At 31.3% G+C, this 21,381-nt stretch carries 25 protein-coding genes; 8 read left to right on the forward strand and 17 right to left on the reverse strand.

Going from position 1 to position 21,381, the window contains the following annotated elements; all coding sequences use genetic code 11:
* Positions 1 to 140 precede the first annotated feature (140 nt).
* Positions 141 to 842: a peptide chain release factor H gene (gene prfH, locus Q0049_RS16470; protein WP_298122287.1), complete on the forward strand. Its 702-nt coding sequence runs from the start codon at positions 141 to 143 to the stop codon at positions 840 to 842.
* Positions 843 to 874: 32 nt separating this feature from the next.
* On the forward strand, positions 875 to 1,414 hold the full coding sequence (locus Q0049_RS16475; protein ID WP_298122292.1) for a hypothetical protein: 540 nt from the start codon (positions 875 to 877) through the stop codon (positions 1,412 to 1,414).
* Between the two features lie 48 nt (positions 1,415 to 1,462).
* On the opposite strand, the gene scpA is transcribed toward Q0049_RS16475, so the two are convergent.
* From scpA to Q0049_RS16520, 9 genes are all read right to left on the reverse strand, one after another.
* Positions 1,463 to 3,589, reverse strand: coding sequence for a methylmalonyl-CoA mutase (gene scpA / locus Q0049_RS16480; protein ID WP_298122294.1), 2,127 nt, complete (start codon positions 3,587 to 3,589; stop codon positions 1,463 to 1,465).
* An 11-nt stretch (positions 3,590 to 3,600) separates the two neighbouring features.
* Positions 3,601 to 3,894 (reverse strand): type II toxin-antitoxin system RelE/ParE family toxin, encoded by a 294-nt coding sequence (locus Q0049_RS16485; RefSeq protein ID WP_298122297.1) that lies wholly within the window; start codon positions 3,892 to 3,894, stop codon positions 3,601 to 3,603.
* Entirely contained in the window at positions 3,884 to 4,117 is a 234-nt protein-coding gene (locus tag Q0049_RS16490) for a hypothetical protein (RefSeq protein ID WP_298122300.1), read from the reverse strand. Before Q0049_RS16490 ends, Q0049_RS16485 begins: the two co-directional genes overlap by 11 nt.
* A gap of 26 nt (positions 4,118 to 4,143) precedes the next feature.
* Complete coding sequence (locus tag Q0049_RS16495) at positions 4,144 to 5,517, reverse strand: methylmalonyl-CoA mutase subunit beta (protein ID WP_298122302.1); 1,374 nt, start codon at positions 5,515 to 5,517, stop codon at positions 4,144 to 4,146.
* A 313-nt stretch (positions 5,518 to 5,830) separates the two neighbouring features.
* Positions 5,831 to 6,184, reverse strand: coding sequence for a septum formation initiator family protein (locus Q0049_RS16500; RefSeq protein WP_298122308.1), 354 nt, complete (start codon positions 6,182 to 6,184; stop codon positions 5,831 to 5,833).
* Between the two features lie 17 nt (positions 6,185 to 6,201).
* Positions 6,202 to 6,810, reverse strand: a complete 609-nt coding sequence (udk, locus tag Q0049_RS16505; RefSeq protein WP_298122310.1) for a uridine kinase — start codon at positions 6,808 to 6,810, stop codon at positions 6,202 to 6,204.
* A gap of 121 nt (positions 6,811 to 6,931) precedes the next feature.
* Entirely contained in the window at positions 6,932 to 7,696 is a 765-nt protein-coding gene (locus Q0049_RS16510) for a TIGR02757 family protein (protein ID WP_298122313.1), read from the reverse strand.
* Positions 7,689 to 9,389: a hypothetical protein gene (locus tag Q0049_RS16515; protein WP_298122315.1), complete on the reverse strand. Its 1,701-nt coding sequence runs from the start codon at positions 9,387 to 9,389 to the stop codon at positions 7,689 to 7,691. Before Q0049_RS16515 ends, Q0049_RS16510 begins: the two co-directional genes overlap by 8 nt.
* 86 nt (positions 9,390 to 9,475) lie before the next feature.
* The gene (locus Q0049_RS16520) at positions 9,476 to 10,138 is read right to left on the reverse strand and encodes an ABC transporter ATP-binding protein (RefSeq protein WP_298122318.1); all 663 of its coding nucleotides are present in this window, start codon (positions 10,136 to 10,138) and stop codon (positions 9,476 to 9,478) included.
* Positions 10,139 to 10,295: 157 nt separating this feature from the next.
* Between Q0049_RS16520 and folE the strand changes: the two genes are divergently transcribed.
* Positions 10,296 to 10,967 (forward strand): GTP cyclohydrolase I FolE, encoded by a 672-nt coding sequence (folE, locus tag Q0049_RS16525; protein ID WP_298122320.1) that lies wholly within the window; start codon positions 10,296 to 10,298, stop codon positions 10,965 to 10,967.
* A 50-nt stretch (positions 10,968 to 11,017) separates the two neighbouring features.
* Entirely contained in the window at positions 11,018 to 11,341 is a 324-nt protein-coding gene (locus Q0049_RS16530; RefSeq protein WP_298122323.1) for a hypothetical protein, read from the forward strand.
* A gap of 9 nt (positions 11,342 to 11,350) precedes the next feature.
* On the opposite strand, the gene Q0049_RS16535 is transcribed toward Q0049_RS16530, so the two are convergent.
* The 7 genes from Q0049_RS16535 to Q0049_RS16565 form a co-directional block, all read right to left on the reverse strand.
* Positions 11,351 to 11,665 carry a DUF6787 family protein gene (locus tag Q0049_RS16535; RefSeq protein WP_298122326.1) on the reverse strand — a complete coding sequence of 105 codons (315 nt, stop codon included), beginning with the start codon at positions 11,663 to 11,665 and terminating at the stop codon, positions 11,351 to 11,353.
* A 30-nt stretch (positions 11,666 to 11,695) separates the two neighbouring features.
* A complete protein-coding gene (locus tag Q0049_RS16540) occupies positions 11,696 to 12,124 on the reverse strand; it encodes a DUF6146 family protein (protein ID WP_298122327.1) in 429 nt (142 codons plus the stop codon).
* 119 nt (positions 12,125 to 12,243) lie between these two features.
* Positions 12,244 to 12,804, reverse strand: a complete 561-nt coding sequence (locus Q0049_RS16545) for a DUF937 domain-containing protein (RefSeq protein ID WP_298122330.1) — start codon at positions 12,802 to 12,804, stop codon at positions 12,244 to 12,246.
* Positions 12,805 to 12,932: 128 nt separating this feature from the next.
* Positions 12,933 to 13,886 carry a D-2-hydroxyacid dehydrogenase gene (locus Q0049_RS16550; protein WP_298122333.1) on the reverse strand — a complete coding sequence of 318 codons (954 nt, stop codon included), beginning with the start codon at positions 13,884 to 13,886 and terminating at the stop codon, positions 12,933 to 12,935.
* 57 nt (positions 13,887 to 13,943) lie between these two features.
* Positions 13,944 to 14,537: a GNAT family protein gene (locus Q0049_RS16555; RefSeq protein ID WP_298122335.1), complete on the reverse strand. Its 594-nt coding sequence runs from the start codon at positions 14,535 to 14,537 to the stop codon at positions 13,944 to 13,946.
* Positions 14,538 to 14,547: 10 nt separating this feature from the next.
* On the reverse strand, positions 14,548 to 15,618 hold the full coding sequence (serC, locus tag Q0049_RS16560; protein WP_298122338.1) for a 3-phosphoserine/phosphohydroxythreonine transaminase: 1,071 nt from the start codon (positions 15,616 to 15,618) through the stop codon (positions 14,548 to 14,550).
* A gap of 134 nt (positions 15,619 to 15,752) precedes the next feature.
* Positions 15,753 to 16,811 carry an acyl-CoA reductase gene (locus tag Q0049_RS16565; RefSeq protein ID WP_298122341.1) on the reverse strand — a complete coding sequence of 353 codons (1,059 nt, stop codon included), beginning with the start codon at positions 16,809 to 16,811 and terminating at the stop codon, positions 15,753 to 15,755.
* A gap of 115 nt (positions 16,812 to 16,926) precedes the next feature.
* Between Q0049_RS16565 and Q0049_RS16570 the strand changes: the two genes are divergently transcribed.
* A complete protein-coding gene (locus Q0049_RS16570) occupies positions 16,927 to 17,277 on the forward strand; it encodes a 4Fe-4S dicluster domain-containing protein (RefSeq protein WP_298122343.1) in 351 nt (116 codons plus the stop codon).
* Between the two features lie 100 nt (positions 17,278 to 17,377).
* Positions 17,378 to 18,550 carry a hypothetical protein gene (locus Q0049_RS16575; protein WP_298122346.1) on the forward strand — a complete coding sequence of 391 codons (1,173 nt, stop codon included), beginning with the start codon at positions 17,378 to 17,380 and terminating at the stop codon, positions 18,548 to 18,550.
* Between the two features lie 29 nt (positions 18,551 to 18,579).
* On the opposite strand, the gene Q0049_RS16580 is transcribed toward Q0049_RS16575, so the two are convergent.
* Positions 18,580 to 19,119, reverse strand: coding sequence for a hypothetical protein (locus Q0049_RS16580; protein ID WP_298122348.1), 540 nt, complete (start codon positions 19,117 to 19,119; stop codon positions 18,580 to 18,582).
* Positions 19,120 to 19,343: 224 nt separating this feature from the next.
* Here Q0049_RS16580 and ychF point away from each other — a divergent pair, with 224 nt between their 5' ends.
* Complete coding sequence (ychF, locus tag Q0049_RS16585) at positions 19,344 to 20,438, forward strand: redox-regulated ATPase YchF (protein WP_298122351.1); 1,095 nt, start codon at positions 19,344 to 19,346, stop codon at positions 20,436 to 20,438.
* Positions 20,439 to 20,556: 118 nt separating this feature from the next.
* Positions 20,557 to 21,231 carry a TIGR02117 family protein gene (locus Q0049_RS16590; protein WP_298122354.1) on the forward strand — a complete coding sequence of 225 codons (675 nt, stop codon included), beginning with the start codon at positions 20,557 to 20,559 and terminating at the stop codon, positions 21,229 to 21,231.
* The last annotated feature ends 150 nt before the right edge of the window (positions 21,232 to 21,381 follow it).

Genomic DNA, 21,381 nt, shown 5'->3' on the forward strand with positions numbered 1-21,381 from the left:
TAGAAGCGAAACAATTGGGCTATATGAGTAATCCATTTTCCTGCTTTTCGTTGCAATCTCGCCAATAAAAATGGCGAGGATTTTCACTACAATCAGGGCTAAAAGAAAAACCATTTTAACTTTTGAAACTATTAAAAAAAATGGACAAAATAATTCAAATAACAGCAGGTCGCGGACCAGCAGAATGCACTTGGGTTGCGGCTCAAGTGCTCAAAAAAGTGTTGGAGGAAGCACAAGAAAATCAATTGGAAGTCAAAGTGCTACAACGAGAATCTGGAAAAGAAAACGGAACAGTTGCTTCGGCTTTATTAATGCTAAAAGGAACATCAGTTGCTGAATTTGTAACATCATGGACTGGAACCATTCAGTGGATTGGACAAAGTACGTTTAGAAAAATGCACAAACGCAAAAACTGGTTTATCGGAGTTTTTGAAATTGAGAGTTTGCAAATAAAAACCATCTCAGAGAAAGACATTCAATACCAAGCAATGCGAAGTTCTGGTGCTGGCGGACAACATGTAAATAAAGTGAGTTCGGCAATTAGAGCAACACATCTTCCAACAGGAATAAGTGTGGTTTCAATGGATTCCCGTTCGCAACACCAAAATAAAAAATTGGCAACCGAACGTTTAATAGAAAAATTCAAGGTTTCCGAATTGGAACAAATAAAGCAGCAAGTCAGTAACCAATGGGAAAACCAATTGAATGTACAACGCGGCAATCCAACACGAATATTCAAAGGATCTGATTTTAAAAAAGAGAAAGTAGTGAAAAGCTACAAATCAGAACGACAAACCGCAAAAGCGGAATTAACAAAAAATATCAAACAGATTAGCGACTAATTACTATTCACTAATCACTAATTACTAATAAAATGAAAACAGTAGATAAATATCTTTTTCAAGCCTTGGATAACTATCCGTATTGGTTGGAAGGAACAATAGAATCCTTAGATTACGCTTTGTCGTACAACGATAAAAACGTAATGGCTTTGTGTTTGTATGGTAGAATTCAAACTGAACAATTGCAAGATTATGAAGAAGCAAAACGTTATTTTCAAGAAGCATTGGCTATCGATATTCATGCGGTTGCAGTTTATCCGTATTATTTGGATGCCTTACTTTTAAACGAAGATTATGACGAAGCATCTAAGCTAATTGATTTTGCTTTAACCATAAAAGGAAGTAACAAAGTGACATTATTGCTCAAGAAAAATAATTTGTTAGAACAACAAAAAGAGTTCAAGAAAGCATTGAAATTACTAAAAGAGATTAAACTTTTAATGAAGGCAAACGACAATTCATACGAAGTAGAAGAAACCGAAAAGCGACTAAAAGCTAAGTTAGAATTGCTGAAACCAAAGAAAAAAGCAAAATCTAAAAAAGATTGTGACAAGAAAAAGAAGAAGAATTGATTTTAAACCTAACAGATTTATAAAACCTGTTAGGTTTTTTCCATTTATCTAGTCTTCAAGTAAAACCTCCAAAATACTAATAGCAGCTTCACTAATTTTAGTTCCAGGACCAAAAACGGCAACTGCTCCAGCATCAAAAAGGAATTGGTAATCTTGCGCAGGAATTACGCCACCAACAATGACCATAATATCTTCACGTCCGTATTTTTTAAGTTCTTCAATAACTTGTGGCACCAAAGTTTTGTGTCCAGCAGCAAGAGAAGAAACTCCAAGAATGTGAACGTCGTTTTCTACGGCTTGTTTCGCAGCTTCATGTGGCGTTTGAAATAATGGCCCAATATCCACGTCAAAACCTACATCGGCATAACCTGTGGCAACTACTTTCGCACCACGATCGTGTCCGTCTTGTCCCATTTTGGCAATCATAATTCTAGGACGACGACCTTCTTTTTTAGCGAAGGCATCGGCTAGTTGTTTTGCTTTTTCAAAACTTTCGTCGTTTTTTATTTCTTTACTATACACGCCGCTAAAACTTCTAATTTGTGCTTTATATCTTCCGAAAACAGCTTCCAAAGCATCACTTATTTCTCCTAAAGTAGCTCTGTTTCTTGCTGCTTCTACTGCCAAATCTAATAAATTTCCATTAGAGTTTTTAGCACAATAGGTTAATTTTGCTAAACATTCGGCAACTTTAGTGTTATCGCGAGTGGCTTTTATTTGTGTCAAACGCTCAATTTGTTGCTTGCGCACCATATCGTTATCAACATCCAAAATCTGTAATGGATCTTCTTTTTCTAGTCTAAATTTGTTAACACCAACAATAATATCTTGACTACTATCAATTCTGGCTTGTTTTCGAGCTGCAGCTTCTTCAATACGCAATTTCGGAATTCCAGCTTCGATTGCTTTGGTCATTCCGCCTAATTCTTCTACTTCTTCAATAAGTTTCCAAGCGTTTTGTGCAATTTCGTTGGTCAAACTTTCTACATAATAACTTCCTGCCCAAGGATCAACGGTTTTGCAAATTTTAGTTTCTTCTTGTAAAAAGATTTGGGTATTTCTGGCAATTCTTGCAGAGAAATCGGTTGGCAAAGCAATCGCTTCGTCCAATGCGTTTGTATGTAAGGATTGTGTTCCTCCAAAAGCTGCTGCTGCTGCTTCAATACAAGTTCTAGCAACATTATTAAAAGGATCTTGCTCGGTTAAACTCCAACCCGAAGTTTGGCAATGCGTTCTTAAAGCCAATGATTTTTCGTCTTTTGGATTGAATTGTTTTAGCAATTTTGCCCACAACATTCTTCCAGCACGCATTTTGGCAATTTCCATAAAATGATTCATTCCAATTGCCCAGAAAAAAGATAGGCGAGGAGCGAACTCATCTATTTTCATTCCGGTTGCTAAACCTGTACGGATATATTCTAAACCATCAGCTAAAGTGTAAGCCAACTCAATATCGGCGGTTGCTCCAGCTTCTTGCATGTGATAACCAGAAATAGAAATCGAGTTGAATTTCGGCATCTTTTTACTCGTATATTCAAAAATATCAGCAATGATTTTCATCGAAGGCGTTGGTGGATAGATGTAGGTATTTCGAACCATAAACTCTTTCAAAATATCGTTTTGTATTGTTCCTGAAAGTAATTCTGGTGCAACGCCTTGTTCTTCGGCTGCAACAATATAAAATGCCATAATTGGTAAAACCGCACCATTCATAGTCATGGAAACCGACATTTCACCAAGAGGAATTTGGTCGAAAAGAATTTTCATATCTTCCACCGAATCGATAGCAACACCAGCTTTTCCAACATCACCAAAAACACGTTCATGGTCAGAATCGTAACCTCTATGTGTGGCTAGATCAAACGCTACAGAAAGTCCTTTTTGTCCTGCAGCAAGATTTCTTCTGTAAAAAGCATTACTTTCTTCAGCAGTTGAAAATCCTGCATATTGACGAATGGTCCAAGGACGACGAACGTACATGGTAGCATAAGGTCCACGAAGATTTGGTGCAAAACCTGCTCCAAAACCAATATGTTCCAAATTTTCAATGTCTTCTTTAGAATACGTTGGTTTTACTTCAATGCCTTCGGCGGTTTGGAAAAGTTCCGAGTTTCGAGTTTTGGGTTTCGAGTTCTCGGATTTTTCTAATGTTATATGTTGTATATTTTTTCTCATAGTTTCTAAAACTATTTAGGATATTTTTTTATGTCTTTTGATGTATGAAAACAAGAAAGAATTTTAATTATTTCACTATTTTTATCATAAACATAGAATAATAAAAAAGGAAAAACTTTTAATGGAATTGCTCTATAATTCTTATGTCTTATTTGATAATCAGGATTTATTTCTAGTTTTTTATAAGTTTCAGATAATTCATTGTAAAATCTTAAAGCAAGTTTTAAATTAATTTCAGCATAATATGCTACTGCATTTTCAATTTCTTTTTGTGCTTTTTTAGAAACAATAACTCTAAAACCCATATTTCTTTTTTAGTAGATTTAACGATTCTGTAGATGTAATATATTCTGATTCAGGTTCGTTTAATCTGTTATCTAAAAGTTCTATTTGTTCTTCAGAAAGGTTATAACTAATATCATTTTTTGCCAAAATGATTACTTCAACTTCATCTGCGATAAAATCGTCAGGTAAAGTAATGTTTACTTTTTGATTTTTCACTTTTACAAATTGTCTTATCGCTTCCATAGGTTCTTTTTTGTTAAAGTTATCAATTATTCCGATGCTAATCGCTCTTGCTCTAATTTCTCTGCCAATCTTTTTTCAATGATAGGTGTGATTAGTGTTTTGCGTGGATTTTGTTTTACAAAAGGATACAATTCCAAATCATTTTTCATGCTATCGTTTTTGTTTGGATATTTGTTGGTTCCTAATAATATTTCTTTGCCGTTGTCGAATAATTCTTGCTCTTTATTAGCACTTTCACTAATTTTTCGTTGAATAGTACCTTCGATTAATTGAGTGATTAAACCGCCATTTTTTTCAATGTCTTTGAATAATTCTAATGCTTTTTCTGCTAATTGTTGCGTTAGATTTTCAATATAATAAGCACCATCGGCAGGATTATTCACTTTATCAAAATAACTTTCGTGCTTTAAAACCAAAAGTTGGTTTCTCGAAATTCTATCGCCAAATTCGTTGTCTTTATGATACAATGCATCGTAAGGCAAATTCGCTACAACATTCGCTCCACCAAGGATTGCACTCATACATTCGGTTGTAGTTCGAAGCATGTTTACGTTATAATCGTATATAGTTTTGTTTCTACGAGTTGGCGTTGCAATAATATTACAATCAAAATTATGATGGTATTCTTTGGCTAAAGTATTGAATAAAATACGTAAAGCTCTTAGTTTTGCAATTTCGAAAAAGTAGTTAGTGCCAATAGCAACTTCAATAGTTATAGGATGTTTTAATGCCGGAATTCTATTGAAATATTCATTGGCGTGAGCCAAAGTGTAAGCTAATTGCTGCACCATATTCGCACCAGCATTTTGGTAAATTCCGGAACTAATATTTAAGTAATTGATTACTGATGAACTTGCAATTTTATTTAGTTTTTCAAAATCACTTTCAAGGTTTTCAAACCAATTTCCGTCTTTAGTAAGTTGCCCAATTGGATCAATTTGTATAACGAATTTTGCCTGATTTTTAGCTGCATAATCACTTACTTTAGTTGCGAAATCGATTGAAAGAAATGGCAAATAAAAATAGTAAGTTGTTTTTTCTAAAGGAAGATTTTGCATCAAATCTGCAATAGAAATGGTGTCGTTTTCTATGGTAAAACGAATGCTTTCTGCTCCACGATCTAGACTGTCTAACGCACGTTCATTAGATTTTTTTACATCGTGTACGAATATGTTTTGAAGAATTTCAAAAGCTTTTTCTGGAGAATTTATTGAAATTTTAGAATCTATTTCTTCCACTTCATCATTGTGATAAAATGGTTTTACTTTAATGCCTTCTGGACTTTCCCAAACGAGAGTTTCGTTATAGTCGGCGCCTTTGAGTTCGTATTGAATTTGTTGTTTCCATTGCTTAGAACTAACGCTTTCAAAATCTGTAAAAAGTGGTTTATTTGTGCTCACAAGTATTTTGCTTTTTGATACTTCAAATTTAGTCAAAAATTATCTTTTTTTGGAGATTTAAATTTGATTTTTTGCAAAATAGGTATATACTTTTTGTTGAAGAAATTTTGCCTTAATAAAAAGCACTTCGACAAGCTCAGTGTGACAATTCGTTTCTAATTGGTATTTTTAAAAGATAAATTTCTTTGTCAATGTAAACTCTAGTTTAAAGTTCACAATCTAGCCCTGATTGAAGAGAAAATAGCTTTGCCGAAGTTTTAAACATTAGTAAAGCTATTGCAACGTAAAGCAGGAATTGCCATTTTCGAAATGCCTACTGTTTCGCTCCTTCTAAACTGTCTTTAATTCTATCTTCTTCGATATCAATTATGTAGATGTCTTCGCTGTCTTTTTTCATGAAATATTTTTCACGAGCGTATTTTTCTGTTTGACCAGGATTATTTAAATTTTTTATACTTTGTTCGTCCTTAGCAATTTCTTCTTGGTAGTATTTTTTATTGTCTTCTAATTCGTTTATTTCTTTATCTAAAATTCGACTATCCATGTAGGAATAATTATCAAGAAAGAGCATCCAAATAATGAAAAATATGGAAACCAAAGTGTATTTGCTTCCTAAAAATATAAGAAACGGATAGCTACTAATAAGGTTTTGGAACCAATTTTTCATTTGTTTTTGGTGTAAAATTAGGTCAAGCGTTGGTTGATAACGGCACGAACTACATCAATGGCAACGGTATTATATTTGTCGTTTGGAATGATGATGTCTGCATATGCTTTTGTTGGTTCGATGAACTGTTGGTGCATTGGTTTAAGCGTTGTTTGGTAACGGTTTAAAACTTCTTCCATGTCACGACCACGCTCGGCAATATCACGTTTTAAACGTCGAATTAAGCGTTCGTCAGAATCAGCGTGAACAAAAACTTTTACGTCAAACATCTCGCGAAGTTCAGGATTTGTTAGGATAAGAATTCCTTCAACAATCATTACTTTTCTAGGATGTGTAGAAATAGTATCGTCTGTTCTGTTGTGCGTTACAAAAGAATAAACGGGTTGATTGATGGTTTTTCCGGCTTTTAAATCTTTTAAATGTTCTACTAAAAGTTCAAAATCGATGGCACGTGGATGGTCAAAATTGATGTTGCTTCTTTCTTCATAACTCATGCCTACGTTTTGTTTGTAGTAAGAGTCTTGAGAAATAATTCCGACTTCAGTTTCTGGAAGTTCGTTCATAATTTGGTGAACAACAGTTGTTTTTCCTGAACCTGTTCCGCCTGCAATTCCGATGATAAGCATAGTAGTATTGTTGTGTTATTATTTGTACAAAAATAGCATAAAAAAGTCAACATCAAAAATCAATTTCAATTTCAAAAGTCAATTTTAAAGCTTCCTACTTCCATCTTCACGCTTCTAACTTTTAAAATTTTTCAAAAACACCTAAACCAAATAATGCAAAATCATATTTTACGGGATCATTTGGGTCTAATTTTCTGAGGTTAGTGTCTAATTCTGAAAGTGCTTTTGCGTCGTTTTGTTTTCTAGATAGTAATTCTAATTTTCGAGCTACATTTCCTGAATGAACATCTAGTGGACATGATAAAGCTGATGTTGGAATGGTTTTCCAAATGCCAAAATCTACTCCTTTTTTATCGTTTCGAACCATCCAACGAAGGAACATGTTGATTCTTTTGGCTGCCGAATTATTTAAAGGATCAGAAATGTGTTTTTGGGTGCGATTTTGATGATTGATTTCGAAAAATACTTTCTTAAATTCGGAGATACTTTTTTGCATGGAATCTTTCTCAATATTATTTGCGAAAACGGCTTCCAAACCATTATGATTGGTATAGATATTTTGTAATCCTTTGACAAATGTAATCATATCAACACCATTGAAGGTTCGATGTACAAAATTCTCTAATTTTTCTAGTTGATAATCTTGATGATTTAAGATAAAATCGTATGGTGAATTTCCCATTAAATCCATCATTTTTTTTGCATTATTGATAATCATTTTACGGTTTCCCCAAGCAATTGTTGCCGATAAAAATCCTGCAATTTCAATATCTTCTTTCAAAGAAAATTGATGCGGAATTTGTATTGGATCACTTTCAATAAACTTCGGATTGTTGTATAATTCTACTTTCTCGTCTAGGAATGATTTTAGTTCGGAATTAGTCATTTTTGTTGATTTTTTTGGCATAAAATCCGTCTTTTAAATCGTTGCTTCTTTGTTGTGGAATGATGTAAAAATATTTCTTGAAATAGGTAATTTGATCTTTGTTTACGCAAGGAAGTGATCCGTTTCCGCTTGCCCAAAAGAAATCGTTTTGGATAGGTGAGTTGTATTTAAAATTACCCAATTGAATCACTTCAAATGATGTATTGTTTTTAGTGTTTTCGTGAGGAAAAATGATATTTTCTGTTGAAAAATTACTGAGTTCCATCATAAATTTATAATTTGAAAAACGATTTAAATTGACAGGAAGAAATAAAATTAGTAGCGTTGGAACTAACGAAAGCAATAAGACAATATTAACTATTCGTTTATTTTGAAACAAACAAATGAAACAAAATAGTGAAAAGAACAAAATAAAATTCATGAAAAATCGATATTGTGGCGAGGTTGCAAAAAGGATGATTAATTGCAAAAGCATCAAAATATAAAGTATCCAAACTGGTTTTTTGTTTTGAAATTTAAAGATAAAAAAGGGTGTAATTAGAATTAGTAAAATAATCAATTTATTGAACAATCCATTTAGTTTTGGGAGAGATAACCATCTTAAGAATAAATCGAAAGCCGACATAGAATTGTATTGTTGCAAATCGACAAAGTATCCGTAATATTTTAATTGGTCGTAATAAAAATTTTCAATACTATCAGGAATCGCATAATCCATAGTTAATGATGAAAATAATTTGGATGGGAAAATTGGCGAACCACAAATAATCATGTTTTTCGTTATAAAAAGTATCAAAACAATAGTTGCAAGTATAAAGGATTTTGATAGGTTTTTAGAAAGATTTTTGAAGTTTTGAATCAATAAAATTATTGGAATTAATGCAAAAGTTAAAGTTGTATTTTTAATGTAAAGCGTAAAAAGTATTAAGATTACAATCAAATTGAATATTTCAACAGTACAATTTTTGAAATTTTCTAAAAAGTAAAAAAAGATGATGAACGATAAAACATAAACTGGAATATCAGGAGATGGTGCGCTAATAAATTGAAAAAGAAAAATACTTGCAATTGGAAATAATCCTATTAAAAGGTAGTTTGTATTTTTATTTTGATAAAATGCTTGAAGTTTTTGAAAAGAAAAAACAGTTCCCAAAAGCATTATAAAACCACTTAAATCATTGAAATTTGGATATAAAAATGAAAAATTAAAAACACTTTGGGTTACATGCCAACCACTCGTTTGACCAAGAAAAAAATGCAAATTCACAATTCCTTTTACAAAACCGTATTCGTTAATCCATTTGATGGTTTGAATGTAATATGATTCATTATCGATTACATAAGGAATGGAACTGCATTGCGCAACAATCATTAAAGTTATTGTAAATAAAAAGAATTGCAACGTTTTTGATAATGATTTTAATTCGTTGCAAAAGACTTTATACTTTTCAATAATCTCTTTATGGAATTTAAAAAAAAGTAGAAGATTTAGAATCAAGAGAACTCCATGAAATTCAATATTTATTCTGCCAAAAATTGCCCAAATGCTCGCAAGAATAGTAACAGAAAACAATCCTAAAATGGAAGTAATGACGAAGTTTTTATTTTTCAATCCAATACATCTATCAAAACCAAAACCAATATTGATTGTGGTAAAGAGAATGTAAATCCATGATAGAAGTATTAGAAGCATTTATTTTTTTAAGAGTTTAAAAGTTTAAGAGTTTAAAAGTTTAAGAGTTTAAAGGTTAGATACAAAACTTTAAACCTGAAACTCTTTTAAATACTAATTTGTCCATCAACCATTACTAATTTCCGGTCTGCCATGTTGGCTAATTCTTCGTTGTGGGTTACAATTACGAAGGTTTGTCCAAATTCATCACGAAGTTTGAAAAACAATTGATGTAAATTTTCTGCTGAAGCCGTATCTAAATTTCCTGAAGGTTCATCGGCAAAAATCACAGCAGGTTTGTTGATTAAAGCTCTTGCAACTGCTACTCTTTGTTGTTCACCGCCAGAAAGTTCGTTGGGTTTGTGATCGATTCTGTGTGATAATCCTAAATAATCAAGTAATCTTTTGGCTTCTTTTTCGGTTTCTTTTTTTTCTTTTCCACCAATAAATGCTGGAATACAAACATTTTCTAAAGCTGTAAATTCGGGTAACAATTGATGAAACTGAAAAATGAATCCCAAATGTTGGTTCCTGAATTTAGATAACAATTTATCGTTCATTTTTAAAATATCTTCATCATTTATTGTTAATGATGTGCCATTTTCAACACTTGGTTTGTCTAACGTTCCGAGTATTTGCAATAGTGTAGTTTTTCCTGCGCCAGATGCACCTACAATGGATACAATTTCACCTTTTTTTATATGTAAATCAACTCCTTTTAAGACTTGTAAAGTATCGTAAAACTTATGAATATTTTTGGCTGTGATCATGCTTCAATTTTTCACAAAGTAACAAAGTATTTTATAAAAAATGAGTGATATAGATTTTTTTTATCGTTGAATAAATAATAAATAAAAGTTAAAGAAAACTTTTTGTTTAAAATTATTGTAAATTTGTTAAACAAAATAATTTAAAAATAAATTAGCCATGAACACATTAATTGAAAAAGAAATTTACGAATTGATTGGCGATAATCATCAGATGACATCGGCAGAAACACCATTACGTCTTGATGCATTTGACAAATCTGATGCTGACAAAATGCAAACCATTGAAAAGCATTTTCATATTATTATGGAAGAAATGGGATTAGACATGACAGACGATAGTCTTCAAGGCACACCTCACAGAGTTGCTAAAATGTTTATCCAAGAAATATTTTCTGGATTAAATCCGGCGAATAAACCAAAAATATCAGTTTTTGATAACAGTTATAATTATGACAAAATGTTGGTGGAAGCTAACATTAGTTTCAATTCAACTTGCGAACATCATTTTCTGCCAATTGTTGGTAAAGCACACATTGGTTATGTATCAAGCGGAAAAGTTATCGGTCTATCTAAATTAAACAGAATTGTAGATTATTATTCCCGTCGTCCACAGGTACAAGAGCGTTTGATTATGCAGATTTACAACGAATTAAAAACGGTTTTAGAAACTGATAATGTAATTGTTGTTATGGAAGCAACACATTTGTGTGTGTCAAGTCGTGGAATCAAAGATGAATCGAGTTATACTTCAACCATTCAATATGGTGGAATTTTTAATGAAAAAGAAAATAGAAACGACTTTTTCAACATGATTAATCAGCCTAAATAGTTTGGCATTAGATTTGTAATATCATTTCCAAATTATAAATTTAATTAGAAATGATATTACAATCGGATGCATTGACCAACTTAAGTAACAAACAAAGAAACTTATTTTTAGGTATTTTTCTTGATGTAGTTGGAATGTTAACCTATTTAGTTCCGTTTTTCGGAGAATTTGCAGATACTATTTGGGCACCACTAGCTGCTTTTATGTTATCTTACATGTACAAAGGTTCTATTGGTAAAGTGGGTGGAATAATAGAATTTCTGGAAGAAATTTTACCTTTTAGTGATTTTATTCCAACATTTACATTGACATGGATTTACACTTATGTAATTAAAAAACAAGACGATACTCAAACATTAAAGGAACTTCATTAGTTCCTTTTTTTATTTTTCAAAAAAATCGGCAATGAATCCTAATTTCATGCTTCTGAGCATTTTCTTTTCAAAAGCCCAAAAGAATTTGAATTGACCAAATAGAAATCCAAAACTTACCAGAAGAACTTGGTAAACAGGAAAAATCATTACAATATATAACGGATAATAAAGCCACAAGGAAATTGTTTCTTTTGTAATTCCGAAAAGTGCTAAAATAGGTTTTGCAATAAAAGCTGAAGTAGAACCTGTAACTGCAAATACAACAATTATGACAACTACTTGCCAATTTGATGTTATGTTCCAACGTTCTTTAAAACTTCCCATTTTTTTTGATAAAGTGCAAATTTACTCAATTTATGGACGTGGAACAAATCCGGCGAGTTGTTGTTTGTATGTTATTTGAAAATAAATGAAATAGTTGTAAATGAGATAATTTACCTCGTAACCATACTTCGTATTAAAGTCATAATTTATTTGCATTTCATACAAAGTTGGATTGTATTGTTGCGGTTGCGTTACTCTTCTATTCCATTCAGTCACATAAATTTGATTTCTATTTTGCATGTAACTTTCAGAATAATATCCTCTTGGTTTCGCAAACGAATTTAGCCATGAACTAAATCCTCCATCAATTATAATTACTTCATATTCAAGTTCTTTATTAGCAATTTTAATGGTGTCAGAAGTTTTTGAATTTATTTCTTTATTATCAGAAATAGGTTTTGATGGCGAACAACCAATGATAAATAATAGTATTGCTAAGATGAAAATTAGATTTTTCATTTGACTATTTTTTATAAAGTTACTAAAATTCAATACATTATAAGTTAATTTAGAATTGTTTTAACAAAAAAAAACACCTTAACTAGGTTAAAGTGTTTCTATATTATAATGGTTGGAAATTATTTTCCTCCAAAAAGTTTTCCTAATAAACCTCCAAGACCACCAGATTTTTTAGTTACAGCAGAAATTGCATCGCTCATTCCTACTTGTCCGTCACCATCTTGATCTAAACCAAATTGGCTTCCATATTTAGAAACAGCATCCATTAATCCACCACCATTTCCGCCAGAAATTGAGCTAATTAAATCTGAAATATTAAATCCAGGTTGATTTGGATCTTGAGCTTTGTTAATTAATCCACCTAATATTTGAGGAATTAAACCACCAGCAACGCTACCAGCAGCTTCTGATGATAATCCAAATTTTTCACCAAGATTTCCAGTTACTTTCCCGGTTAATTCTTGAACCACTGGATTGTTCATGTCAATTGGAGTTTTACCAGAAAGTAATCCAGCTAAATCACCAATATTTCCACTTGCAACCATATCTTTTAAACCTGAAAGTATTGAACCTCCAGCTTCTTCCATGACGGCTTCATTATGTTCATTTGGCACCGCAGGATTATTTACTACTGCATCACCACCAAATTGTTTTACTAATTCTGTAAGTTGTTCAAACATAGTTTTTTGTTTTTAGTTTTAACAAAGGTATAAAAGTTTAAAAACAAATGTTAAAAACGTCAAATTTATTCTACAAAAAATCCAAATCTAAGTTTTATTTCAGATTTGGATTCTATTTTAAAAGTCAATTATTTCTTTAATAAACCTATAATTTGTTCGGCTAATTCTGTTCCAATTCTATCTTGGGCTTCTAAAGTTGCAGCACCGATGTGTGGTGTTAACGAAATTCTTGGATGCATCAAAATTTGGATTTCCGGTGTTGGTTCTTTTTCAAAAACATCTAAACCTGCAAAAAGAATTTTATCGCTTTCTAAAGCTTCGATTAAAGCAACCTCATTAATTACGCCACCACGAGCGCAATTTACGATTCCTACATTGTCTTTCATTTGAGCAATTTCATCAGCATCAATTACATAACCTTCTTGCGCAGGAACGTGAAGTGTAATAAAATCAGAATGTTTGAATAAATCTTCTAATGGTTCTGTAACAATATCTACATTGATGAATTGACCTGTGTAAAAATCAACTCTGATTTCAGCATTACTTAAAAATTTATCGGCAGCAATGACTTTCATTCCAAGTCCAAGAGCCATTTTTGCAACCGCTTGACCAATTCTTCCAAAACCAATAATTCCCAATGTTTTACCACGAAGTTCAATTCCGTTTGCATAAGCTTTTTTCAAACCTTCAAAATTAGTGTCACCTTCTAAAGGCATATTTCTATTAGAATCGTGTAAGAAACGAACACCTGTAAATAAATGTGCAAACACTAATTCTGCCACACTTTCAGAAGAAGATGCTGGCGTGTTGATGACATGAATTCCTTTAGAACGAGCATATTCTACATCAATATTGTCCATTCCAACGCCACCACGACCAATGATTTTTAAATTTGGACAAGCATCAATAATATCTTTACGAACTTTGGTTGCGCTTCTTACTAAAATCACATCAACATTATTTGTATTGATGAAATTGGCAACTTGTTCCTGAGCTACTTTGGTAGTAATTACTTCAAATCCACCTTTTTCTAAAGCTTTAATTCCGCTTTTTGAAATTCCGTCGTTAGCTAATACTTTCATTTTTGAGTTTATGAGTTTAAAAGTTTATGAGTTTAAAAGTTAAAACTCATTTATAATTTATATTCTATTTTTTAAATTTTGTTTGACTGAATCAAACCATTCATTTTTCAGAATGCTTAAAACTATTGCGTCAATTCTGTCTCCTTTAGCATTGGTGCTGAAGTTTCTTAAAACTCCTTCTTCGATACAACCAATGCTTTTCATTGCATTGATACTTCTTTTGTTCAAATTATTGGCTCTAAAACCCACACGTTCTAAATTCATTTTTTCAAAGGCAAACTCTAAAAGTAGATATTTACAGTTTTTATTTAATTTGGTTCCTTGAAACTCTTTTCCATACCATGTAAAACCTATTTCTAAATGTTTAGCTTCAAGGTTTATATTGTAAAAACGTGTGCTTCCAGCAATTTTATTACTTATTTTGTCAAAAACTAGAAACGGATATTCTACTAATTTATCTTTTTGAGACAACGCCTTTTCAATATATTTTTTCAAGTTTTCAGGACTGTCTGGTCCATTTGCATTAAAACTCCAAAGTTCGGATTCATCAATAGAAAATGCAACTAATTTTTCATAGTCAGAAGTTTGTAATGGTTGCAAACGCACTACATCATTTTCTAAAATATATATTTCTTTGAAATTGAAATTCATACATGAAACCTTAAACTTGAAACTCTAAATTTTTCATCACGTCAACCAATACTTGAACACTTTCTAATGGTAAAGCATTGTACATTGAAGCACGATAACCTCCAACAGAACGATGTCCTGGCAATCCAGAAATTCCTGCTTCTTTCCACATTTTGTCAAAAATAGGAGCGTGATTTTCATCATTTAATAAAAATGTTACGTTCATTATACTTCTATCTTCAACGGCTGCAGTTCCTTTAAATAATGGATTTCTATCGATTTCAGCGTATAATAAATTGGCTTTAGCTTCATTAACTTTTTCAATTGCAGCAATTCCGCCTAGGTTTTTTAACCACTGTAATGTTAAAAGCGATGCATAAACTGGAAAAACAGGTGGCGTATTGTACATACTTTCTGCTTTAATATGTTTTTCATAATCCAGCATACTTGGAATGTATTTTCCAGATTTTCCTAAAATTTCTTCTTTTACAACTACTAATGTTGTTCCAGCTGGACCCATATTTTTTTGCGCTCCAGCATAAATTAAGTCAAATTTAGAAAAGTCTAAAGTTCTTGAAAAAATATCCGAACTCATATCGCAAACTACAGGAACATTTGTCGTAGGAAACGATTTCATTTGCGTTCCAAAAATTGTATTGTTACTCGTACAATGAAAATAGGAAGCATCTTCTGGAATAGAATAATCTTTAGGAATGTGATTGTAATTTTGCTCCTTTGATGAACCAACAATTAAAGTTTCTCCAAAATGTTTGGCTTCTTTTATAGCATTATTTGCCCATGTCCCAGTATCTAAGTAGGCAGCTTTTCCATCAGTTTTCATTAAATTGTATGGAACCATCAAAAATTCTAAACTTGCTCCACCAGCTAAAAATAAAGCTTGATATCCTTTTCCTTCTAATCCTAAAAGTTCTAAAACTAAAGCTCTTGCTTCGTCCATAACGGCAACAAAATCTTTACTTCTGTGGGATATTTCTAAAATAGATAAATCGGAATTATTAAAATTTAAAATAGCTTGTGCTGATTTTTCAAAGACTTCTTGAGGAAGAATACATGGTCCGGCGCTGTAGTTGTGTTTTTTCATTGTTAAGATAATGCAAATTTTAAGGTGCAAATTTCGTAAATAGCATATGAAAAAGCAGTTAGAATTCTACAATAATCAGTGCTTGTTATTAACGAAATCGTTATAGTTTATAAGAATTTTTGAGAATAATGCAATCAAATTTGTTGAAGAAATGATAAAGTATCAACGTTATCTGCATAATCCCAAAGATTTGGTTTTTGGGTTTGTCCAAATCGAATAGAACCTGAAATTAAGTCTTTAGAAACAATGCATTGAATTTGGTCAGCATCATTTTCTAATCGCGATTTTATCTCATCCAAATTTTCATAATTTTCATAAAAAACGGAAGAAATAGGTGAGGAGTAACTGGTGTCTTCTTTAATTGTTAGAAATTCATTATCTAATAATTTGAAATTACTCATTAAGAATACGGCTTTGTTATAATCGTAATTATTAGAATATTTTTCATAAAAAATTACATCCTTATATTCATAAATTGCTTTGAAGAAGTTTTCAAAATTATAATCTTTTGGTACAAATAATTTGGAAACATTACGACAACCTAAGCCAAAGTATCTAAAAATATCTTCACCTAAATTCACTAAATCTTCATGTGATTCATTTCCCGTTAAAATAGCTACTGAGTTTCTGTTTTTACGAATAATACTAGGCTTGTCTTTAAAATAAAATTCGAAATATCGTGCTGTATTGTTACTTCCAGTTGCAATAACAGCATCAAAGTTCTCTAATTTTCCATCAGTAAATGTGATGTAATCTCCAATTTCTGGATTTACAGAAATTAGATAATTCGAAAGAAAAGGCAATAATTTTTGATCGTTGGAAGATGTTTTTACCAAAACTTTATGACCCGAAACTATTACCGATAAAAAATCATGAAATCCAACTAACGGAATGTTTCCTGCAAGGATTAATCCAACGGTTTTTGGTTGCACATTTGAAAAATCATAATTCGATAACCAATTGTTTAAATTTTCTTCAGTCAAAGCTTCTGCCCAAGAATTTATAGCAAAGTAAACTTGTTCTGGTGTGAACCAACCGTTGTGAGATTGTGATAATTCAATTAAATTTATAAAATCATCATAAAACAAATTGTTATTTAAAACAGCCTCATTTTTGATACTATTATCCAATGAAAACTGGCTTAAAAACTTTCCTAATTCTACAAAAGCGTTAATTTTTTCTTTTTGTAACATTTGTAACTTGTTTATGAATGGTTTTGATTGTAATTTTGTGCAAAATTAAAACAAATCATTTAGGATTAAGGATTTTTTAAATCTAATATCTAAAATTTAATATCTAAAATTAAAAATGGCAATTATAATAACAGACGAATGTATCAATTGTGGCGCATGTGAGCCAGAATGTCCAAATACTGCAATCTATGAAGGTGCAGATGATTGGAGATATAAAGACGGAACAAAACTAAAAGGTAAAATTATTCTTCCAGATGGAACTGAAGTAGATGCAGAAGCAGCTCAAACTCCAATTTCAGATGATATTTACTACATTGTTCCAGGAAAATGTACAGAATGTAAGGGATTTCATGAAGAACCACAATGTGCGGCAGTTTGCCCAGTTGATTGTTGTATTCCTGATGATAATCATGTAGAAAGCGAAGAAACACTTTTAAACAGACAGTCGTTTTTGCATAATGAATAAAAAATTTTCCTCACTATTCAGTGGGGATTTTTTTTACATAAAATTAAATTTTTGACTGTTTACTCATACTTTTTGTTAAATTTGTTCAAACTGATTTAATATGAAAAAAGTTTTTGCTTTACTTTTTTTGATTTTAATATCCAAAACCTACTCTCAAAATACTGAGATTACAATTACTTTAAAAGACGAAGAAACGAAACAAAATATAGAAGGCGCATCCGTTTTTGTTGTTAAAGGAAAACAATATCATTTGAGTAATTCCGATGGAAAAGTAAGTTTTTCTGTTAAAGGAATTTCAAATATTCAAATTTCACATACTGGTTATAATCTGCTTACAGTCAGATCTTCAACTTTAAAAGAAACTGATAATATAGTTTATCTCAAAGCAAAGTTGGCGGTTTTAGAAGAACTTGTTGTAACTAAACAACATCCTCAAAAAATTCTTGCAAGTTTAATAGAAAATTCCTCCAACAAACTTTCCATTCCTGCTCGACTGAAAGTGTATTCAAGAGAGTTTTTCAAATTGAATGGTGAGTATAAAAATTATAATGATGGATTGATGAATTTTCAACTTACGGGTAAACCTAAAAAATTTGAAACCAAAATTTTAGTGGAGCAAAATCGGTCTTTTGGTTTAGAAGGAATGACAGATAATGTTAGCGATGAGCTTTTAGGCTATAATTTGAATAATATAATGGAGAACTATTATAATTTTAAATATTTACTCTTATTACTTGAGCCAAAAGCAAAAAAAGATTTTGATTTTTTTATTAATGCAAGCGCTACAAATGATGATTACTATACTTTAAAAGCAATTCCTTTTCCAAGTTCTAAAGGATTATTAGATGATTTTGCCATTACTTATGACCGAAAGAAAAAGATTATTGTTGAGGTTTCTGCTATTGTTTCTCCAATGACAATTGCGAGAGTTGTGGATAAAACAAGTAGTAATGCAAAAAATATTTATAAATCAATTTTTAATGCCAAGTATCGTATAGATGATAATAATTATTATTTATCAAGTTCTAAAGAGGAAATTGGCTTTGAGCAAGTTAAGAAAGGAAGAGCTTCTGATATTGAAGTGAGAAGTTATCTTGTGACTACCAATTTTAGTAATCAAAATTTCTCATTCAAAGAAACTGAAGTCTTTTTGGATAAAACATTATTCAATAAAAAGAATAAAATTCTAACGGACTATTGGCACACATCAGGACTTGTTCCAACAGACGAGGAAGAGGAAATTATTCAAAATCTTGAAGAAAGGCATAAATAAAAAAAAGCTCTATTTCTAGAGCTTTTATCTTATTTGATAATTTCAAATTTTTCTTTTTTCATGGTATCAGTTTTAGAATCATAAGTTTCTAAAATGAAATTTCCATTATCATCATAATAGCCAACAGCTACTTTATTTTTACTAACGTACACATAGTTATTATTCGATGTTTTACGAAGAATTCCTTTGTTTTTATTATTAACAGAATTTAAAGTATAACCTTGTTTATCAGTTTGAATTTGATATTTTTCTCCATCTAATAAATAATATGCAGAACGATCTACATCAACCGATTTTACTTCTCCATCAACACTTAATTTAGTTGTAGTTACAACATTTACAGGATTATCTACTTGTGGAACATTAATTGTATTCGGACTTTCTTGCCCCAATTCAATTTTTTGAACTTCGCGAGTTTCTTCTGTTTTTACTAATTTTTTTTCTCCTTCAGAATCTTTTATTGTTGTAGTTACTGTGGTAGTTTCCGATTTTACATTTTTTGGAGCTTGAGCAAAACCATTTATTGTAAATGCCATTGCCATAAGTAAGGTTGAAATTTTAGTTTTCATAATAGTGTATTTTTAGATTATTATTGATAAGTCAAAATTACTTCTACTTGAAAACTATTATGTTACACAATTTTTATAATAGATTACATATTTACACTATTCTCTAGTCAATGATTATCAATATTCTTAAATTATACATTATATTTGCACACTTTTAAAATAAAACCTTAAGATGAAACGCTTTTGCGTTACATATCACAAATAAAAAATAATATCAAAAAGATATGAAAGCAGGAATTGTAGGATTACCAAACGTAGGAAAATCAACTTTATTTAATTGTTTATCAAATGCAAAAGCGCAAAGTGCTAACTTTCCGTTTTGTACTATCGAGCCAAATATTGGTGTGGTAAACGTTCCAGATCCACGAATTGTTCGTTTGGAGGAATTGGTAAAACCAGAGCGCGTTCAAATGGCAACTGTTGATATTGTTGATATTGCAGGATTGGTAAAAGGAGCAAGTAAAGGTGAAGGTTTAGGAAATCAATTTCTTGGAAATATTAGAGAATGTAACGCAATTATTCACGTTTTACGTTGTTTTGATAACGATAATATTGTGCACGTTGACGGAAACGTAAATCCAATTCGTGATAAAGAAACTATCGATATCGAATTGCAATTAAAAGATTTAGAAACGGTTGAAAAACGTTTAGAAAAAGTAAATCGTGCTGCAAAAACTGGAAACAAAGAAGCGCAAGCAGAAAAAGCACTTTTAGATAGAATCCGTGAAACATTATTGCAAGCAAAATCAGCAAGAACGGTTGTTCCTCAAAATCAAGATGAAGAAGAATTAATGCAAGATTTTCAATTAATTACTAATAAACCAGTTCTTTATGTTTGTAATGTAGACGAAGCATCAGCAGTTAACGGAAACAAGTATGTAGATCAAGTACGTGAATTAGTAAAAGACGAAGATGCTGAGGTTATCATTCTTTCAGTTGGAGCAGAAGCTGATATTACCGAATTAGAAAGTTACGAAGAAAGACAAGTTTTTCTTGAAGATATGGGATTGACTGAACCAGGTTCGGCAGTTTTAATTCGTGCAGCTTACAAATTGTTAAAATTACAAACGTATTTCACAGCTGGAGTTAAAGAAGTTCGCGCTTGGACAATTAACATTGGTGATACAGCTCCAAAAGCAGCAGGAGTAATTCACACCGATTTTGAAAAAGGATTCATTCGTGCTGAGGTTATTGCTTATGAAGATTTCTCAAACTTTGGTTCAGAAGCGAAAGTAAAAGAAGCAGGAAAACTAAGAGTAGAAGGTAAAGAATACATCGTTAAAGATGGTGATGTGATGCATTTTAGATTTAATGTTTAGTTTTTAGAAAATAGAGAATAGAATATAGAAAATAGACTAGCCGCAAAAGAGATTTTGCGGTTTTTTTTGGCACAACATTTGGATACGCAAACCGTAATTATCCAATCCACAAAAAAACATGAAAAAAACCTTAACAATTCTGAAAAAGTTTTCATATGCAATTCTTTCATTTTTATTAATTTATTTAGCATCAGCTTTTTTATTGTCAAAAATCACAATCAATTCCGATGCAGATAATCAATCTAAAGATGTTTCTATTTATATAAAAACCAATGGAGTTCATACCGATATCATCGTTCCTATTAAAGACGAAATCAAAAACTGGAGTTCGCAAATCAAGTTCGAAAACACAAAATCGAAAGATTCAACTGCGGAGTATCTCGCTTTTGGTTGGGGTGATAAAGGTTTTTATTTAGATACACCAGAATGGTCAGATTTGAAAGCAAGTACTGCTTTTAAAGCTGCATTTGCAATGGGAAACTCTGCAATGCACACCACTTTTTATAAATCAATTAAAGAGAATAAAGAATGTGTTAAAATAAATATTTCGCAAGAAAATTATCAAAAATTAATAACTTATATAGAAGACAGCTTTCAATTTGATGTCAATCAAAATCCGATTTTCATACCTGCCACAACCTACGGTAAAAATGATAGTTTTTACGAAGCGAAAGGAAAGTATAATTTGTTTCATACCTGTAATTCTTGGGCGAATAATGGTTTGAAATTTTCCAATCAAAAAGCAGCCTTTTGGACAGTTACTGATTCGGGAATTTTTTGTCATTATCAATAAAGTTCTTTCCTCTTGTTTCTTTTTTCTATTCTCTCAACTTCGTACTTTGTATTTCGTAAATCGTACCTCAAATTGTCAAAAACATTCTTAATAACTTTGATAAATATCATTTCAAAAATGATTCGAAATACACTATATTAGCTGAAAATC

It is taken from the genome of Flavobacterium sp. (assembly GCF_027484205.1).
Taxonomy (GTDB): domain Bacteria; phylum Bacteroidota; class Bacteroidia; order Flavobacteriales; family Flavobacteriaceae; genus Flavobacterium.

Bases quoted from the DNA above. Each gene is read 5' to 3' on its own strand.
- serC (WP_298122338.1), bottom strand. From the start codon at position 15,618: ATGAAAAAACACAACTACAGCGCCGGACCATGTATTCTTCCTCAAGAA.
- Q0049_RS16590 (WP_298122354.1), top strand. From the start codon at position 20,557: ATGAAAAAAACCTTAACAATTCTGAAAAAGTTTTCATATGCAATTCTT.
- Q0049_RS16475 (WP_298122292.1), top strand. From the start codon at position 875: ATGAAAACAGTAGATAAATATCTTTTTCAAGCCTTGGATAACTATCCG.
- scpA (WP_298122294.1), bottom strand. From the start codon at position 3,589: ATGAGAAAAAATATACAACATATAACATTAGAAAAATCCGAGAACTCG.
- Q0049_RS16490 (WP_298122300.1), bottom strand. From the start codon at position 4,117: ATGGAAGCGATAAGACAATTTGTAAAAGTGAAAAATCAAAAAGTAAAC.
- Q0049_RS16540 (WP_298122327.1), bottom strand. From the start codon at position 12,124: ATGAAAAATCTAATTTTCATCTTAGCAATACTATTATTTATCATTGGT.
- Q0049_RS16530 (WP_298122323.1), top strand. From the start codon at position 11,018: ATGATATTACAATCGGATGCATTGACCAACTTAAGTAACAAACAAAGA.
- Q0049_RS16550 (WP_298122333.1), bottom strand. From the start codon at position 13,886: ATGAAAGTATTAGCTAACGACGGAATTTCAAAAAGCGGAATTAAAGCT.
- Q0049_RS16485 (WP_298122297.1), bottom strand. From the start codon at position 3,894: ATGGGTTTTAGAGTTATTGTTTCTAAAAAAGCACAAAAAGAAATTGAA.
- Q0049_RS16575 (WP_298122346.1), top strand. From the start codon at position 17,378: ATGAAAAAAGTTTTTGCTTTACTTTTTTTGATTTTAATATCCAAAACC.
- Q0049_RS16570 (WP_298122343.1), top strand. From the start codon at position 16,927: ATGGCAATTATAATAACAGACGAATGTATCAATTGTGGCGCATGTGAG.
- Q0049_RS16555 (WP_298122335.1), bottom strand. From the start codon at position 14,537: ATGAATTTCAATTTCAAAGAAATATATATTTTAGAAAATGATGTAGTG.
- Q0049_RS16580 (WP_298122348.1), bottom strand. From the start codon at position 19,119: ATGAAAACTAAAATTTCAACCTTACTTATGGCAATGGCATTTACAATA.
- ychF (WP_298122351.1), top strand. From the start codon at position 19,344: ATGAAAGCAGGAATTGTAGGATTACCAAACGTAGGAAAATCAACTTTA.
- Q0049_RS16520 (WP_298122318.1), bottom strand. From the start codon at position 10,138: ATGATCACAGCCAAAAATATTCATAAGTTTTACGATACTTTACAAGTC.
- udk (WP_298122310.1), bottom strand. From the start codon at position 6,810: ATGCTTATCATCGGAATTGCAGGCGGAACAGGTTCAGGAAAAACAACT.
- Q0049_RS16515 (WP_298122315.1), bottom strand. From the start codon at position 9,389: ATGCTTCTAATACTTCTATCATGGATTTACATTCTCTTTACCACAATC.
- Q0049_RS16565 (WP_298122341.1), bottom strand. From the start codon at position 16,811: ATGTTACAAAAAGAAAAAATTAACGCTTTTGTAGAATTAGGAAAGTTT.
- Q0049_RS16510 (WP_298122313.1), bottom strand. From the start codon at position 7,696: ATGACTAATTCCGAACTAAAATCATTCCTAGACGAGAAAGTAGAATTA.
- Q0049_RS16500 (WP_298122308.1), bottom strand. From the start codon at position 6,184: ATGAAAAATTGGTTCCAAAACCTTATTAGTAGCTATCCGTTTCTTATA.
- Q0049_RS16535 (WP_298122326.1), bottom strand. From the start codon at position 11,665: ATGGGAAGTTTTAAAGAACGTTGGAACATAACATCAAATTGGCAAGTA.
- folE (WP_298122320.1), top strand. From the start codon at position 10,296: ATGAACACATTAATTGAAAAAGAAATTTACGAATTGATTGGCGATAAT.
- Q0049_RS16545 (WP_298122330.1), bottom strand. From the start codon at position 12,804: ATGTTTGAACAACTTACAGAATTAGTAAAACAATTTGGTGGTGATGCA.
- prfH (WP_298122287.1), top strand. From the start codon at position 141: ATGGACAAAATAATTCAAATAACAGCAGGTCGCGGACCAGCAGAATGC.